The organism is Roseovarius sp. SK2, assembly GCF_028807495.1.
Classification (GTDB): Bacteria; Pseudomonadota; Alphaproteobacteria; order Rhodobacterales; family Rhodobacteraceae; genus Roseovarius; species Roseovarius confluentis.
The window spans coordinates 134,007-149,089 of sequence record NZ_JARAMK010000010.1 but is presented as its reverse complement, the minus strand read 5'-3'; the positions used below and the strand labels follow the sequence as shown (position 1 = coordinate 149,089).

Annotated in this window: 15 protein-coding genes and 1 pseudogene; 11 read left to right on the top strand and 5 right to left on the bottom strand. The window is 61.3% G+C overall.

From position 1 onward, the window contains the following. Positions 1-107: 107 nt before the first annotated feature. Complete coding sequence (locus PVV74_RS17810; RefSeq protein ID WP_103761101.1) at positions 108-1,190, bottom strand: TRAP transporter substrate-binding protein; 1,083 nt, start codon at positions 1,188-1,190, stop codon at positions 108-110. Between the two features lie 539 nt (positions 1,191-1,729). Here PVV74_RS17810 and PVV74_RS22895 point away from each other — a divergent pair. The 4 genes and pseudogenes from PVV74_RS22895 to ilvN all read left to right on the top strand — a co-directional run. After that, positions 1,730-2,096 (top strand): annotated as a pseudogene (locus PVV74_RS22895) (LuxR C-terminal-related transcriptional regulator); the annotation flags it as partial. A 124-nt stretch (positions 2,097-2,220) separates the two neighbouring features. After that, positions 2,221-2,547 carry a hypothetical protein gene (locus PVV74_RS17800; RefSeq protein WP_146049931.1) on the top strand — a complete coding sequence of 109 codons (327 nt, stop codon included), beginning with the start codon at positions 2,221-2,223 and terminating at the stop codon, positions 2,545-2,547. Positions 2,548-3,232: 685 nt separating this feature from the next. After that, positions 3,233-4,990, top strand: a complete 1,758-nt coding sequence (locus tag PVV74_RS17795; RefSeq protein WP_103761096.1) for an acetolactate synthase 3 large subunit — start codon at positions 3,233-3,235, stop codon at positions 4,988-4,990. A 49-nt stretch (positions 4,991-5,039) separates the two neighbouring features. Next, the gene (ilvN, locus tag PVV74_RS17790) at positions 5,040-5,600 is read left to right on the top strand and encodes an acetolactate synthase small subunit (RefSeq protein ID WP_103761095.1); all 561 of its coding nucleotides are present in this window, start codon (positions 5,040-5,042) and stop codon (positions 5,598-5,600) included. A gap of 19 nt (positions 5,601-5,619) precedes the next feature. Here the strand turns inward: ilvN and PVV74_RS17785 are convergent, their stop codons facing one another. Next, positions 5,620-6,015, bottom strand: coding sequence for a hypothetical protein (locus tag PVV74_RS17785; RefSeq protein ID WP_146049930.1), 396 nt, complete (start codon positions 6,013-6,015; stop codon positions 5,620-5,622). A gap of 419 nt (positions 6,016-6,434) precedes the next feature. On the opposite strand from PVV74_RS17785, the gene PVV74_RS17780 reads away from it, so the two are divergent. The 4 genes from PVV74_RS17780 (at position 6,435) to PVV74_RS17765 (ending at position 9,101) form a co-directional block, all read left to right on the top strand. Then, positions 6,435-7,064, top strand: coding sequence for an XRE family transcriptional regulator (locus PVV74_RS17780; RefSeq protein ID WP_338020431.1), 630 nt, complete (start codon positions 6,435-6,437; stop codon positions 7,062-7,064). A gap of 122 nt (positions 7,065-7,186) precedes the next feature. Then, positions 7,187-8,347 carry an aromatic ring-hydroxylating oxygenase subunit alpha gene (locus PVV74_RS17775; protein ID WP_274594165.1) on the top strand — a complete coding sequence of 387 codons (1,161 nt, stop codon included), beginning with the start codon at positions 7,187-7,189 and terminating at the stop codon, positions 8,345-8,347. Next, positions 8,344-8,559, top strand: coding sequence for a hypothetical protein (locus tag PVV74_RS17770; protein WP_103761091.1), 216 nt, complete (start codon positions 8,344-8,346; stop codon positions 8,557-8,559). The genes PVV74_RS17775 and PVV74_RS17770 overlap by 4 nt, the downstream gene beginning before the upstream one ends. A gap of 380 nt (positions 8,560-8,939) precedes the next feature. Beyond that, positions 8,940-9,101, top strand: a complete 162-nt coding sequence (locus PVV74_RS17765) for a hypothetical protein (protein WP_274594164.1) — start codon at positions 8,940-8,942, stop codon at positions 9,099-9,101. Here the strand turns inward: PVV74_RS17765 and PVV74_RS17760 are convergent. Both PVV74_RS17760 and PVV74_RS17755 read right to left on the bottom strand, forming a co-directional pair. Then, entirely contained in the window at positions 9,098-9,829 is a 732-nt protein-coding gene (locus tag PVV74_RS17760) for an RlmE family RNA methyltransferase (RefSeq protein WP_274594163.1), read from the bottom strand. The two genes, PVV74_RS17765 and PVV74_RS17760, sit on opposite strands and share 4 nt — an antisense overlap. Next, the gene (locus PVV74_RS17755) at positions 9,829-10,959 is read right to left on the bottom strand and encodes a Ppx/GppA phosphatase family protein (protein ID WP_103761088.1); all 1,131 of its coding nucleotides are present in this window, start codon (positions 10,957-10,959) and stop codon (positions 9,829-9,831) included. Before PVV74_RS17755 ends, PVV74_RS17760 begins: the two co-directional genes overlap by 1 nt. Positions 10,960-11,191: 232 nt before the next feature. Between PVV74_RS17755 and PVV74_RS17750 the strand changes: the two genes are divergently transcribed. Genes PVV74_RS17750 through PVV74_RS17740 form a run of 3 tightly spaced genes read left to right on the top strand, consistent with a single transcriptional unit; the run spans position 11,192 to position 13,527 of the window. Next, the gene (locus PVV74_RS17750; RefSeq protein WP_103761087.1) at positions 11,192-11,497 is read left to right on the top strand and encodes a virulence factor; all 306 of its coding nucleotides are present in this window, start codon (positions 11,192-11,194) and stop codon (positions 11,495-11,497) included. 32 nt (positions 11,498-11,529) lie between these two features. After that, positions 11,530-12,462 carry a methylenetetrahydrofolate reductase gene (locus PVV74_RS17745; RefSeq protein WP_274594162.1) on the top strand — a complete coding sequence of 311 codons (933 nt, stop codon included), beginning with the start codon at positions 11,530-11,532 and terminating at the stop codon, positions 12,460-12,462. A 3-nt stretch (positions 12,463-12,465) separates the two neighbouring features. After that, positions 12,466-13,527: a methyltetrahydrofolate cobalamin methyltransferase gene (locus tag PVV74_RS17740; protein ID WP_103761085.1), complete on the top strand. Its 1,062-nt coding sequence runs from the start codon at positions 12,466-12,468 to the stop codon at positions 13,525-13,527. Between the two features lie 73 nt (positions 13,528-13,600). Here the strand turns inward: PVV74_RS17740 and PVV74_RS17735 are convergent, their stop codons facing one another. Continuing rightward, on the bottom strand, positions 13,601-14,494 hold the full coding sequence (locus PVV74_RS17735; protein WP_274594161.1) for a YihY/virulence factor BrkB family protein: 894 nt from the start codon (positions 14,492-14,494) through the stop codon (positions 13,601-13,603). Between the last annotated feature and the right edge of the window lie 589 nt (positions 14,495-15,083).

The following is a 15,083-nucleotide window of genomic DNA, read 5'->3' as shown; positions in this document are numbered from 1 at the left end:
GGGTTCCCACGTCCCTCATGTCGGTGCGGGTCCCCCGAGACCCGTTTACGGGATCGAGGCGGGCCCCGCCGAAGGGCCCGCCCACAAGACAGCACGCTACAGGGCGATCAGCCCAGAACGCGGTCGCGTTGCTTGGTATAGGCGCCGTCGGACTTGGCAAGCCAAGCCGACGAGGACTTCATCGAGGCCATGTAGCTGTCGTAAACCCGCTTGTAGATGTCGTCGCCCATATTCTCCTGGTGAACTTCGTCAGCGGCCTGGCCAAACGCATCCCAGACCGAATCGGGGAATTCAAGCGTGTTGACGCCGCTCGACTGAAGCCGGCTCAGCGCGGCAGAGTTGTTCGACAGGAATTGTGCAAGGTTCCACTGGTGCGCCTCGGCACAGGCGGTTTCGACCATCTTCTGCTGCGCCGGAGTCAGGCTGTCGAAGACTTCGCGGTTCATCCCGATGGATAGGCCAGCGCCCGGCTCGTGGAAGCCGGCGGTGTAGTAGGTCTTCGTGATCTCCTGGAAGCCTGCCTTTTCGTCCGCCCAAGGGCCAATCCACTCGGTGCCATCAATCGCTCCCGAGGCCAGCGCCTGGTAGACTTCAGCACCCGGCAGGTTCTGAACGGATGCGCCCAGCTTGCCCAAGGCCTTGCCGCCCAGACCGGGCATCCGGAATTTCAGGCCGTTGAAATCTTCGGGGCCGTTGATCTCTTTCGAGAACCAACCACCCGCCTGAGCGCCGGTGTTGCCCGCGAGGAAAGATTTAAGGCCGAAGATCTGGCCCAACTCGTCGTGGAAGCCCATGCCGTCACCGTGATAATACCAGTTCACCAGTTCCTGCGCCGTCATGCCGAACGGAACCGAGGTGAAAAAGGCATAGGCCGGATGCTGCCCCACGAAATAGTAGTCGGCGCCATGGTACATGTCAGCCTGCCCGGCGGTCACGGCATCGAACACCTCGAACGCGCCGACCAGTTCGCCCGCACCCTTGACGTCGATGGTCAGTGCGCCGTCAGCCATGCCGTTGATGTTGTCGGCGGCGCGCTGTGCTGCGTCGAAAACACCGGCGAGGCCGCGACCCCAGGTTGTGACCATGGTCAACGTGCGGTTGCCTTGGGCATAGGCCGGTGCGGCCAGCGTCGTGGCGGCGGCGGCCGACCCACCCAATGCCGTATTCTTCAGGAATGAACGACGATCCATGTGATTTATCCTCCCAATAGATGATGCGCGAAAACCCGTCCCTGGCAGCCTTCGCGCGGACCGTTGCAGTCGCCGGGACACTATCGTGTACATTTTGCGATGGGAATACCGAGTAGAGCGTAGGATCTGCATTCCGACCCGTCAAAAAGTGCAAAACCGGACCAGATGCAGCGGCGCGCGCACAATCCAAACGTGTACTGTCGCGCCACCTGACGCAGGGCCTTTGATGCGATTCGCATTATCAATTCACGAGAAGAGAATCGATGTTCGTATACCGCGTGACCTACGGCCGGAAACAGTTCCTGACAGCCACGCCGCTGCTGATCGTAGCGGTAGAAACCATTTCCGCGCGGGTCACGCTTCAATCGCGCAAAGTCGCGGTGCGCAATATCCGCAACCTCGAGCAAAACTCATCTCGGCGAAACGCGACGAGCAGAAGAACTGGGTGTTTTTGGCATGACCTGCGGTTGTCAACATCTACGTCCGCGTCGTGCCCGAAGACGACGCGGCAATGTTGTCCCTCACGCAGTCCTTTAAGGCATGGCAGCGCCGAATACATCAGTTCCGCATTGGGCACGGTGCTATGGGATCCGTGCTGGAAGACGTGCCCGCATTGAAGATCAATTGCGCGATCGACGAGGCCATCAAAGCCCAGTGTTACCTGTGCACCAGGGCGCAGGAACCACTGGTGCCGGATAGCCGCGAAGGGCGCGTTCGATTGACTGACCGCGAACAGATGACCTTGATTCAACTGGCACAGCGTTAGGCGAAAAAGGCGGGGCTCAGGTTTTGGACATCTCGGTGCGCACCGTGGAAAAGCATCGCAAAATCATCAAGCGCAAGCTGCTTATCAGTGCTACCGTCGGCCTGACCCGCTATGTAATGGAACACGGTGTACTCCAGGGTCACAGCACTCATCTGGTCAACTTTGCGGCATATGATGCCGCGGCGCAGAAATTTTTTCGCTGCACCCCTTCCATAAACTGAATTTTGTGTCATCGTTGTGTCATTCATTGCCATGGGGGACACCATGCAGGATGTACAAGAGGACTACGGCGAAAGCACGGTCGAGTTCGCCGATTTCACCTTCGACCGCCAGAAAGCCGTATGTTACGGCCTACAGAACAACGCTGGTGGCACCACAACGATCATCAACTTCGCCTCAGAACGGCTGGCTGACAGGTTTCGCGTCGCTTATCTCCGGGACCTGAACATCCGGATTATCCAAAACGAGGCACAGCTGATCTGTTTTGCCGATTACGACACGGTGATGCGCACGTCGCAGGACGATCCCCGCGTGCAGGCGCTGCACTATAACCGAGACTACATGATGGGCACGCTGGGTCACATGATGTAGGGCGTTTCGCCCAAGATTCTTCGTACGAAGAATCTTGGGCTCGCTATTTTGCACGAATTTTCGCCATCCCAGCGGCGCACCGTCGTCGCGCTTGCCGGTCACCATTGCAGAACGCGGAAGCTTGCCTTCGCCGCCGGAGAATGGCGCGGCTGGGTGCCGAATACCCATGATCTTTGTGCGCCGGTCGGTCGACCATGTCAGCCCCGTCAGATCGGACCCTTTCGGCCCGGTCAGAAAGCATGAGATTCCGCCCCTGACCGTATCGCACGCAAACACCTGGCGGACAGGCGGTTCAGGTCGACATCTTTCATGGCGGGTCTGCGGATGGTGGTGGCAATAGATCCCCTAGATTGTCACACGAGTTTGACAGCCCTCGGACGGGTCCGCGACATCCTCCAAACCTGCGCGTTTCTGCCGCGCCGCATTCCGCGCAACAAATGCAAAGAATCCGCCCCCTCGCGCGACATTTTTCGCGGAAAGCCTGTTGACGCTCCTGACCCTCACACATAATGTCCCCGAACGCAGCAAGGAGTCGCCGCACATGGCATCGCTAATCGTAGTCGTAGGTAAATGGCGCATGGGCCGGTAACGGACACCATAAAGGTACCCCATGCGCCCTCGGAACCCTCCGGGGGCTTTTTTATGCGTAACGCAAAGAGACACATGTCATGAATGGAGCAATGAGATGACACGTCAGATGACCGGAGCGAAAATGGTGGTTCAGGCCTTGAAGGATCAGGGTGTGGACGTCGTATTCGGATATCCCGGCGGCGCCGTGCTACCGATTTATGACGAGATCTTTCAGCAGAATGACATTCGGCACATCCTCGTCCGGCATGAGCAAGGCGCGGTCCATGCCGCCGAAGGCTATGCCCGGTCGACCGGGAAGCCCGGCGTCGTTCTGGTGACCTCGGGGCCCGGGGCGACCAACGCCGTGACTGGCTTGACCGACGCGCTGATGGACTCGATCCCGCTGATCGTTCTGACCGGCCAAGTACCAACATTCATGATCGGCTCCGACGCGTTTCAGGAGGCCGACACGGTCGGCATTACCCGCCCCTGCACCAAGCACAACTGGCTGGTCAAGGAAACCGAGCGTCTGGCCCAGACCATCCACGAGGCGTTTCACGTGGCCACGTCGGGCCGACCAGGACCGGTGCTGGTGGACATTCCGAAAGACGTGCAGTTCGCATCGGCCAAGTACCTGGAGCCTGCGCAGACCAAGACCTCGCATTACCAGCCGCAGACCACGGGCGACATCGACACGATCACCGAACTGGTCGAGGCGCTGGAGCAGGCCGAGCGGCCCGTCTTCTACACAGGCGGCGGCGTCATCAATTCCGGCGACGAGGCGACCGCGCTTCTGCGCGAGCTGGTCGAGGCGACGGGTATTCCGATCACATCGACCTTGATGGGCCTTGGCTGCTATCCGGCGTCGGGCAAGAACTGGTTGGGTATGCTGGGCATGCACGGCCTCTACGAGGCGAACATGGCGATGCATGACTGCGACCTGATGATAAATATTGGGGCGCGGTTCGACGACCGGATTACAGGGCGGTTGGACGCGTTCTCACCCGGATCGCAGCGGGCGCATATCGATATCGACCCGTCCTCGATCAACAAGGTGATCCGGACAGACTTCCCCATCGTAGGCGACGTAAAGGAGGTCCTGCGCCAGTTGATGTCGGTCTGGAAGGAGCGCGGCAGCAAGGTCAACCGTGAGGCCATTCGCAATTGGTGGGGTCGGATCGAGGAATGGAAAAAGATCAACTGCCTCGCTTTCACTCAACAAGGCAAGACGATCAAGCCCCAGCATGCGATGCATCGTCTTGAAGAACTGACCAAAGGCCATGATCGCTACATTTGCACCGAAGTGGGCCAGCACCAGATGTGGGCGGCGCAGTACCTTGGGTTCGAAGACCCCAACCGCTGGATGACGTCTGGCGGGCTGGGCACCATGGGATACGGCTTTCCGGCCTCTATTGGCGTTCAGGTGGCGCACCCAGAGGCGTTGGTGATCAATGTCGCGGGCGAGGCATCGTGGCTGATGAACATGCAGGAATTGGGAACGGCCGTTCAATACCGCCTTCCGGTCAAGCAGTTTATCCTCAACAATGAACGCCTTGGCATGGTGCGCCAGTGGCAGGAGTTGCTGCATGGAGAGCGTTATTCGCACTCGTGGTCCGACGCCCTGCCCGATTTCGTCAAGCTGGCCGAGGCGTTCGGGGCGAAAGGCATCCAGTGTTCGGACCCTGCCGATCTGGACGATGCGATCATGGAGATGCTGAACTACGATGGACCGGTGATTTTCGATTGCTTGGTTGAGAAGCATGAGAACTGCTTCCCGATGATCCCGTCGGGCAAGGCGCATAATGAGATGCTGCTGGGCGAGAATGCGTCCACCGCGGATGCCATCGACGCAGGCGGGGCGGTGCTGGTGTAGGCCACCCCCCGTCCCTGCCCTGCACGACACACTTCAAAGGATTAATCCCATGTCAGCCCTGAAAATCAAGAAAGGCGCGACCAGCCATTCCGCCTATAACTTGCGGCCCACGTTTTCCGACGCGGAAGAGCGTCACACTCTAGCCGTCATCGTGGATAACGAGCCCGGCGTTCTGGCCCGCGTGATCGGCCTCTTCTCGGGACGCGGTTATAACATCGACAGCCTGACCGTGGCCGAAGTGGATCATACCGGCCATATGTCCCGCATCACTATTGTCACCACGGGCACGCCTCAGATCATCGAGCAGATCAAGGCGCAACTTGGCCGGATCGTAGTGGTGCACGAAGTCCATGACCTGACGGTCGAGGGCCGCACGGTAGAGCGCGAACTGGCGCTGTTGCGCGTCACCGGCACCGGCGACAAGCGGGTCGAGGCCCTACGGCTTGCGGATATCTTCCGCGCCAGTGTGGTGGACAGCACGCTGGACAGCTTCGTCTTCGAGATTACCGGCACGTCGGAAAAGGTTGATGCGTTCGCTGACCTCATGCGTCCGCTGGGCCTGGAAGAGATCGCCCGAACAGGTGTTGCCGCGCTATCCCGAGGAAACTGATCCGCGGTACCGTTAAAATCTAGCGGGACAGATTGACCTTCCCAAGGCGAGCGCTGGGCTGCTGCGGCTGCGCGGCAGTTCGGACGTCCATGCCGGGCTGAACCGGAAACGGCAGAACCTTGCGCTCTTCGCTGTCCTGCGCAGCGGCGTATCCAGGATCACTGTCCGAGGTAGCGCAGCGCAGATCGGCCGCGAGGCAGGGGTATTCCTCGGTTGCAACGACCTCGACCTCGAAGGCAAGGCGCATGCCGCGACCGTCACGGATCTTGAACGCAACGAAGTCTCCCTCCTCGAATTTCGAAGCTTTGGTGGAGTCGCTCGGTTCACCTTCGAAGAACGCCAGTTCGCCATGATCTTCACACCAGATCAGCGCGCGGTTCGAACACCGATCAGCCCACAATACTGCACCGTACATAGCAACCTCGCTGTATCCTGAATTTAGGATAGGCCAGCGCAAGGTTGCGATCACTGGAAATCTGAAGCATCTGCGGCACCTATTTGTGTCAGCAGTCAACGAATCTGACGCTAAAGCGCGTCAACTTCTGGACAGAATCGTACATCTTCGTGTAGCGAGGGCAATAATTCCATTCGCGAGACTATGGACGACGTATGGGAGGACGGAGAATCGGTACTGTTTTGAACCGGAAAACCCAGTCAAACACCCCGCCTGCCTCGTCGACCGATCCTGCGGTCCTTCGCGGTATATTTGGCCAGAACTTACAGATCCTTAGTGCACCGTACAAATCTGTCTCAGGCCTGTGCCGGGAGATTGGGATCAATCGCACGCAGTTCAACCGCTACCTCTCTGGCGAAAGCTTCCCACGGCCCGATCTGTTGTACAGGATCTGCCAGTTCTTCGATGTGGATGCCCGGATCCTTCTGGAACCGGTCGAGTCGATTTTCGCGACATCGCCCGAACTTCTGGGCCATTCTTTCCTGTCAGGCTTTTTCGGAGCGTCGCCCACCGCTGTGCCCGAAGAGATTTTTCCCAGCGGGTTCTACAGTTTCGTCCGGCGGTCCTTCATCGACGACACCCTTTTTACCATCGGCCTTGTCCACGTGCACCGCGAGGCGCCCTATACGTTTCTGCGCGGATTCGAGCCGCGTGATGCGATGCGCAGCCAGGGTCTGTCCACAGAGCCCGCGAGCAGGGAATTCCGCGGCCTGATCATGCGGCAGGAGGAAGGCGTGGCGGCGCTGGTCACGCATCGCAACTCGCTCGCCTGTTCGTTCAACTTCCTGACGCCCGAAACCTCTTTCCAGTCCAATATCTGGGAAGGCTACGCGACACGCACCGTGCGTGAGAAAGTGACCGGGAGGCGCGCGGCCCGGATGGTCTATGAATACCTTGGCCCGGGGCTGACCAAGGCGCTGCCGGTGGCGCGGCAAGCCGGGCTGGTAACATTGGAAGAGGTTCCGGTATTTCATGCGCGCCTGCTGCGCCTGAAAGAGGAATTCCGCTAGGCCGCAGAATTAACCTGCGTTTAGACAGTCGCTTTGCGGAAATTCGTGTCGTGAATCGTCGGTTTTTCCGGCGCGGTTTCAGGCAATCGGTGAACATCACCAGCCAAGGGGATGTGTTACCGATGTCTGCAACGATCACCGATCTTTCCGCCGTTCGCACCAGTGTCGACAAGGCCAATGGCCTTCCCAACGCCCACTACATCGACCCCGCCATTTACGCCGAGGAACGCCAGGCGCTGCTCTATACGCAGTGGGCCGGACTGTCTGTCGCGGCCGACGTGCCGGAGCCGGGTGACGCCAAACCGATCGAGTTCCTGGGGATGCCCCTGCTGCTTTTGCGCGACAAGGATGGCGACGTCCGGGTGTTTCAGAACATCTGCCGTCACCGGGGCATGATCCTTGTGGAAGAGCCACGCAAGATCGAGGGTGCGATCCGCTGCCCCTATCATTCGTGGTGCTATTCCACCAAGGGCAAGCTGGTCTCGACCCCGCATGTGGGCGGACCGGGTCACAATACGCACGACGCGATCAAGCGCGACGACCTGGGCCTGATCGAGGTGCGCAGCCACGTGTGGCGCGATGTCGTGTGGATCAACGTCTCGGGCGATGCGCCGGACTTCGAGGAGGCCATGAAGGACGTCATCGCGCGCTGGTCGGAATTTGAATTGCCGGTCTATCACGGCGGATTCGACAGCAAGATCGAGTTCGAGGTCAACACCAACTGGAAGCTGGCGGTGGAGAACTATTGCGAGAGCTACCACCTGCCGTGGGTGCATCCGGGGCTCAACAGCTATTCCAAGCTGGAGGACCACTACAACATCGAAGAGCCCGGTGCATTCTCGGGTCAGGGCACGATGGTCTATCGCCAGCTGACCAACGAGAACGGCGAAAAATTCCCGGATTTTGAAGGAGTTGGCGCAAAGTGGAATGAACAGGCGGAGTACATCGCCGTCTACCCGAACGTCCTGCTGGGCGTACATCGCGACCATGCCTTCGCCATCATCTTGGAGCCGAAAGGTCCCGAGAAAACGGTCGAACATATCCACCTCTACTATTCCGTGCCCGATAGTGACGAAGGGCTGCGGATGCGTAACACGCAGCTTTGGAAGACGGTCTTTGAAGAGGACATCTTCGTGGTCGAAGGCATGCAGCGCGGGCGGCACGCGGACCAGTTCGACGGGGGGCGTTTCTCGCCTGTGATGGACAGCCCGACCCATTGTTTTCACGCCTGGGTCGCCGGCAAGATCGAAACCTATCGTGGTATGGGAAAGGCGGCGGAATGAGTGCAGTTCTGGACAACGCGATGATCGCCGCGCACGAGGCGCATGACAGCTCCGCGCTGATACAGCTTTACACCAAAGCCGCGGATACGGCGAACGATCTGGATGCGTCGTGCTTCTACCTGACGCATGCGTATGTGTTCGCGTTGGAGGCCGGGGCGCCGGATGCGCGGCGGCTGCATGCGCGGCTGGTGCGACACGGTCGCGAGGCGTGAGGCGACTCAAAAGTTAATTTTTTCGATCGCCCGATTCCGGCGTCGGTATCGCGTCGGTATTCGGGTGGTATCGCGACGGTGCGGTTTTCGCCGGGGCCGGATTAACAGGGCGTGCGGTGGGACGGCGCGATCGGAAAGACGTGAAGATAGGGTGAAGACGGCGCGCGGAGGTCGCGCGGGTTTTCACCCACCCTACGAATTCGGCAAGACGTTATCCCGGACCTGATCCGAGATCTCTGGCGGCAAGGGATCTTCGCCCCTGCCCGCAAATCGAACGATGATCGGGCCAAAACCGCCTTAATGGAATGGCAGGAATTTCGCGCGACACTGAGCGGACCCCCCGTCGAGGCCACATGCAGAGCAGACCGGACAAATCCCCGATGCAACGCCACGCACGGCTTTTCGAGCTTCTGCGGCAGGAGAATGCCGCGCGGCGGGCGCGTGACAGGGCAGCACAAGTGCAGATCACTGACGGCAACGCGGCGCTGACGTTTCGGGAACTGGCGGAGTTGTCTTTCGACACCCGGCCCGCGGTGCTTTAGCCGCGGAACCCCGTGGCGATGACAAACTTCTCGGAACTGTCCGAGCGTGACGCGGGTGGCTTGACGTTGGCAACTTTGGCGAAGCGTTGCTTCAGCAATTTCTGCAAATCGCCCTCGGCCCCTCCGGCCAGCACCTTGGAGACAAAGGTGCCGCCCTCTTCCAGAACGTCGAAGGCGAGATAGGCCGCGGCCTCGCACAGTGCGATGATGCGCAGGTGGTCGGTCTGTTTGTGGCCCGAGGAGGAGGCCGCCATGTCGGACATGACCACGTCCGCCTTTCCGCCCAGCCATTCCTTGACCTTGTCGTCGGCGTCGTCTTCCATGAAGTCGAGCACGTGCAACTCGCAGCCCGCGATGGGTTCGACCTCTTGCAGGTCGATACCGAGGATATAGCCCTGCGCCTTGCCGGATTTCTCGCCCAGTGCGTTTACGCGCGGCACGGCCACCTGGCACCAGCCGCCGGGGGCACAGCCGAGGTCTACGACGCGCGCGCCGGGGACGAGAAAACGGAACTTGTCGTCCAGTTCCATGATCTTGTAGGCGGCACGGCCACGATAGCCTTCGGCCTGGGCGCGTTTCACGTAAGGGTCATTGAGCTGCCGTTGCAGCCAGCGGGTGGAACTGCTGCGCCGGCCCTTGGCGGTCTTGACCTTGACGGTCAGGTCGCGCTGGCCGCGGCCGGACGTGTTCTTGCCCGTGGGGCCCTTGCCGGTTGGTTTCTTCGCCATCAGTCCTGTCCTTCGATCAATACGCCGTCGGCGGCCATCTGGGCGTAGAGCATCCCCTCGCGCAGGCCGCGGTCAGCGACCGACAGGCGGTCGGTGGGCCAGCAGCGCAGAAGCGCCTGAAGGATGGCTGCACCCGACATGATGAGCGCCTGACGGTCGAGCCCGATACGCGGGTCACGACGGCGTCCGGCGGGGCCCATGGCGAGGTAGTCGCGGATCACGCGGTCGATCTGATCGGACGTCATGCGGAGCCCGTCGACCTTGTTGCGGTCGTAGCGTTTGAGGCCGAGATGGCTCGCCGCGACGGTGGTGACAGTGCCCGAGGTACCGACGATCTGAAAGCCTGCGCGGGGCGGCTCGTCCTTGTAAGGGGCGAATTCAGCGAGGTTTTCCTCGAAGAACCAGCTCATGAGGGCAAAGCGGGCGGCGTCATCCTCGACATCGTTGAACTGGTCACGAAGCGTGGCCACGCCAAGCGGCACGCTGATCCAATCGACCACGCGGGCCGACGGGCCATCGCCGCGTCGCGCGTCGGGAAACCCGCCATGCATCCGCATGATGGCCGAGGCCCGCTCGCGCGGGCGCACATTGGTCAGGTCGATCCACACAAGTTCGGTCGAGCCACCGCCGATATCGACGACCAGCAGTTGCTCGGTCTTCTTGCTGACCAGCGGGGCGCAGGACACGACGGCCAGCTGCGCCTCTTCCTGGGGTTCGATGATGTCGAGGCGCAGGCCGGTCTCCCGCTCGACCTTCTTCATGAAGGCGGCGCCGTTGGAGGCGCGGCGGCAGGCCTCGGTGGCCACCAGCCGCATGTTCTTGACCTTGTTGCGCTTGAGCTTTTGCTGGCAGACGCGCAGGGCCTGGATGGTGCGGTAGATCGAGGCGCGCGACAGCTTGCCGCTCTGTTCAAGCCCCTGCCCCAGCTGCACCGATTTAGAGAAGCTGTCCACGACTTTGAACTGAGCGCCGTCAGGCCTGGCGATCAGCATACGACAACTGTTCGTTCCCAGATCCAGCGCCGCATAAAGCGAGCCGGATTCGGGCGAGATCAGTGCGGGGCTTTCGACCTTTGGTCGTTCTGGTGAACGAGGGACCGCGCCCGCACTTTCGGGACGCTTGGGCGCCATAACTCACGCCCTCCATTTCGAGTTACCTAGAAGGTAGTGGTTGCTCGGGCTTCGCGCAAGCTTTGAGCCGCGCACGGGATAAACTTGAATCATTTTCCAGTGCCTTGCGATGGCCTTGAAACGGCATGGCGGATAAGGTGACGTCGCTGGATGACGTCGTTAAGTCGAAAAACGACCCTGTCGGAGGCAGTGGGTGAATTAGAGAGAGTCAACCGAGGTAGAGGAATCAGCGATGGTTGATGTGACTGTGGTATACTGGCGGGACATCCCCGCGCAGGTGATCGTCGGCAAAGGCCGGCGCGGCTCCAAGCGCCCCCTGCCCGAGCGGTTCGAGCAGGCCATTGACCGCGCCGCGATGAAGATCGGCGCCGAGGATACCGATGCCTATCTCGCCGAGTGGCGCAAGGCCGCCCCCTACGAGGTGGAGGGCGATGCCGACGCGGTGGCCGAGGCCGAGGCCGCACGGCTGGACAAGGAATACGATCAGGCGCGCATCAAGCAGCTGATCGCGAATGACGGTTGGGCCGGCTCGTCGTGAGTTCTGGCCGCAAATCTTTCTGGGAGGCCGCGATGGCGCTTTTGAACTTCAAGAAACGTGAGACCCCGGGCGCGCGCACGGTCAACCCGCAGGTGGAGGCCTTCCTGGACGGCTATTCCATCGAGGTGATGCCGCGTACTGCCGAGAAGGTGGACAATTTCCGCGATCTGCTGCCCGAAGGCACGCGCGTCTACATCGCGCATATCGAGGGCACGCCGATCGAGGACATGGTCGTGACCGCCAAGCGCGTGGCCGCCGAAGGCTACAAGGTGATGCCGCACTTCCCCGCGCGGATCATCAAGGACCAGGCGACGCTGGAGGACTGGATCGCGCGCTACCAGGGAGAAGCGGGCGTCGAGCAGGCGCTGGTGCTGGCCGGTGGCGTCAAGGATCCGCATGGCGATTTCGACAGCTCGATGCAACTGTTGCAAACCGGCGCGTTCGACCGGGCGGGATTCAAACGGCTGCACGTGGCGGGCCACCCCGAGGGCAACCGCGACATCGACCCAGATGGCAGCATGAAGAACGTCGAGGATGCCGTTCAGTGGAAGCAGAAATTCTCGGAGCGCACCGATGCCGAGATGGCTCTGGCCACGCAGTTCGCCTTTGACGCCGACCCGATCATCAAGTGGGCCGACGACCTGGCCGCGGCCGGTGTGACCCTGCCCATCCATATCGGCATCGCGGGGCCCGCGAAACTGCAGACGCTGATAAAGTTCGCCATCGCCTGTGGCGTGGGCCCGTCGCTGAAGGTGCTGCAAAAGCGCGCGATGGACGTATCCAAGCTGCTGTTGCCCTACGAGCCCACGGACGTGCTGACCAAGCTGGCGGCGCACAAGGCGGCCAACCCGGACTTCAACATCACCAACGTTCACTTCTTCCCGCTGGGCGGCATCAAGACCAATGCCGAGTGGGCGATCGAAAACGGTGGCGCGTCGACCGTGCCCGCCGCCAAGCAAGGATAAGTCATGACGCGTACCATCGTCGAAAGCAAAACCAAGACCGCCATCATCGGGTTCGACCAGCCGTTCTGCGTGATCGGTGAGCGGATCAACCCGACCGGCCGCAAGAAGCTTGCCGCCGAGCTGGAAGCGGGCGATTTCTCGACCGTGGAGGCCGATGCCATCGCGCAAGTCGCGGCCGGCGCGACGGTTCTGGATATCAACGCGGGCGTTGTCTACAACTCGAACCCCGATCCCAACCAGACCGAACCGCCGCTGATGCGCAAGGTCGTGGAACTGGTGCAGGGGCTGGTCGATGTGCCGCTGTGCATCGACAGTTCGGTGCCTGGCGCGCTGGAAGCGGGGCTTGAGACCTGCGAGGGCCGTCCGCTGCTGAACTCGGTCACCGGCGAGGAAGAGCGGCTGGAACTGGTTCTGCCGCTGGTCAAGAAATACAACGTTCCGGTGGTGGCGATCTCGAATGACGACACCGGGATTTCCGAAGACCCCGACGTGCGCTTTGCCGTCGCCAAGAAGATCGTGGAACGGGCCGCCGATTTCGGCATTCCGGCGCATGACATCGTGGTCGATCCGCTGGTCATGCCGATCGGCGCGATGGGCACGGCCGGTTTGCAGGTCTTCACGCTGGTGCGGCGCCTGCGGGAAGAACTGGGCGTGAACACCACCTGCGGCGCATCGAACATCAGCTTCGGGCTGCCCAACCGGCATGGCATCAACAACGCGTTCCTGCCGATGGCGATGGGTGCGGGCATGACCAGCGCGATCATGAACCCGATCGCCCTGCCCGTGAAGGAAGCCGACAAGGCCGCCAAGCGGGCCGAGGCCGAGGCCGCGGGGATCATCATCCCCGAGGACATGGACGACGAGACCTTCTGCAAGCTTTTTGAACTGGGCAGCACCAAGCCGCGTGCCGGCAAGGAAATGGAAGCCATTCGCGCGGCCAACTTCCTGACCAACAACGACCCGCATGGCGGCGAGTGGATCAAGTTCAACAAGGCCCCGCCGAAAGCCGGCGAGGAAGAGGCCGGACGTGGCGGACGCGGTGGACGGCGGCGTCGCCGGGCCTGAGGAACAGGACAGTGAAATGGGAAAGCCCCGGTTTCGGCCGGGGCTTTCCTGCGTTCAGAGGCGGAGACGCGGCTCAGCTAGGGGTGGTCGTATCGCCGTCGGCCCGAGTCTCGATCTCGGCATTCAGCTTGGCGCCGAGCAGCACGATGAAGGCCGAGAGCCACAGCCATGTCAGCAGGATGATGACACCGCCCAAGGTGCCGTAGGTCTCGTTGTAGCTGCCGAAATTCTGTGTGTAGACGGAAAAGGCGACCGTACCGACCAGCCACAGGGCCGTAGCGGCCACCGCGCCGGGGCTGATCCAGCGCCAGCGGGCGGGCGGACGGGACGGGCCGAACCGATAGAGCACCGCAAGGCCGAGGATGGCGAAGAACGCCAGGATCGGCCATTGCAGCCACAGTATCGCGGTTTCCAGCCCCTCCGGCAGGCCGAGAAAGCCGATCATGTTCGGCAGGACGATCATCGCGCCCAAGGACACCAACAGGCCAGCTATGATGAACAGCGTCAGCGCGATGCCGGTGGCGTAAAGGGCGACGAAACCGCGGGACTCCTCCTCGTTATAGGCGATGTTCATACCTTCCATCAGCGTCATCATCCCCTTGGTCGCGCCGTAAAGCGCCAGTAAAAGACCGATGATGGCCGCCAGCCCCGTGGCGCCTTCGTCGCCGCCGGTGACCTGAAGCACCTGGTCGCGGATGATCTCGGCCGCGTTCTGGGGCAGGATGGCGACGATCTCCTTGAGCTGCGTGGCGACATCACCGGGGTCCAGCAGGACTCCCGCGATGGAGATCAGGGCGACCGCGGCAGGGAAGATCGCCAGAAGCCCGAAGAAGGCGACGCCGGCGGAGACCACCGACATGTGGTCTGCGACGATGCCGGACTTGATCCGAACTGCGATGTCCCACCAGCCGCGACGCGGGATGCGGGCCGGGTGATCTGCGATGTGTTCGCTTGCGTCGTTCTGCATGGCGTCCTGTCCCCTAGCCTGTGGTGTTTCGGGCTCAACGCATGACCGGGCCAAAAGATCGGGCCGAGGACCGTGAAAAATACGGTGTCCGCGCGGGAGGTCCGGTGTCGGGGCCCGGAACGGGGTAGTGGAGACACGTCGGTACAGGACCTGATTCCGGTGCCTGAAGGAGCCCTGCGCCGGCCTCACGGGCGCAAGGCCGGGCCCCTTGTGACACGATATCAAGGCCTGAGCACACTCCGGAAGCGAAACGAGCGGTGCTTCGCCCACATCTTTGCGAAGTATTTGATACCGATCCCAAGCCACTGATATCATGTTGGTTTCCGGTGGAACACTCCTGCATTTCTGTGTTCAAACCGCAAGCGTTTCAGAACAGTTGTCTTCGGCGGTCGAACATTCTACGCAACCAATGGTATATTTTGGTTGATATTTGGTGTGTGGGATGCCAGCCTACCACGGCGGGCAAAAGATGACGCGAACCAGGAAGTGCACAGCGTTTCATACTGCCTTGGAAAACAAGAGTTTGCCCGACGCATGTCGCGGACATCCGATGGCCCGAGGCCCATCGGGCACCGTTCCTGCCGAGGGC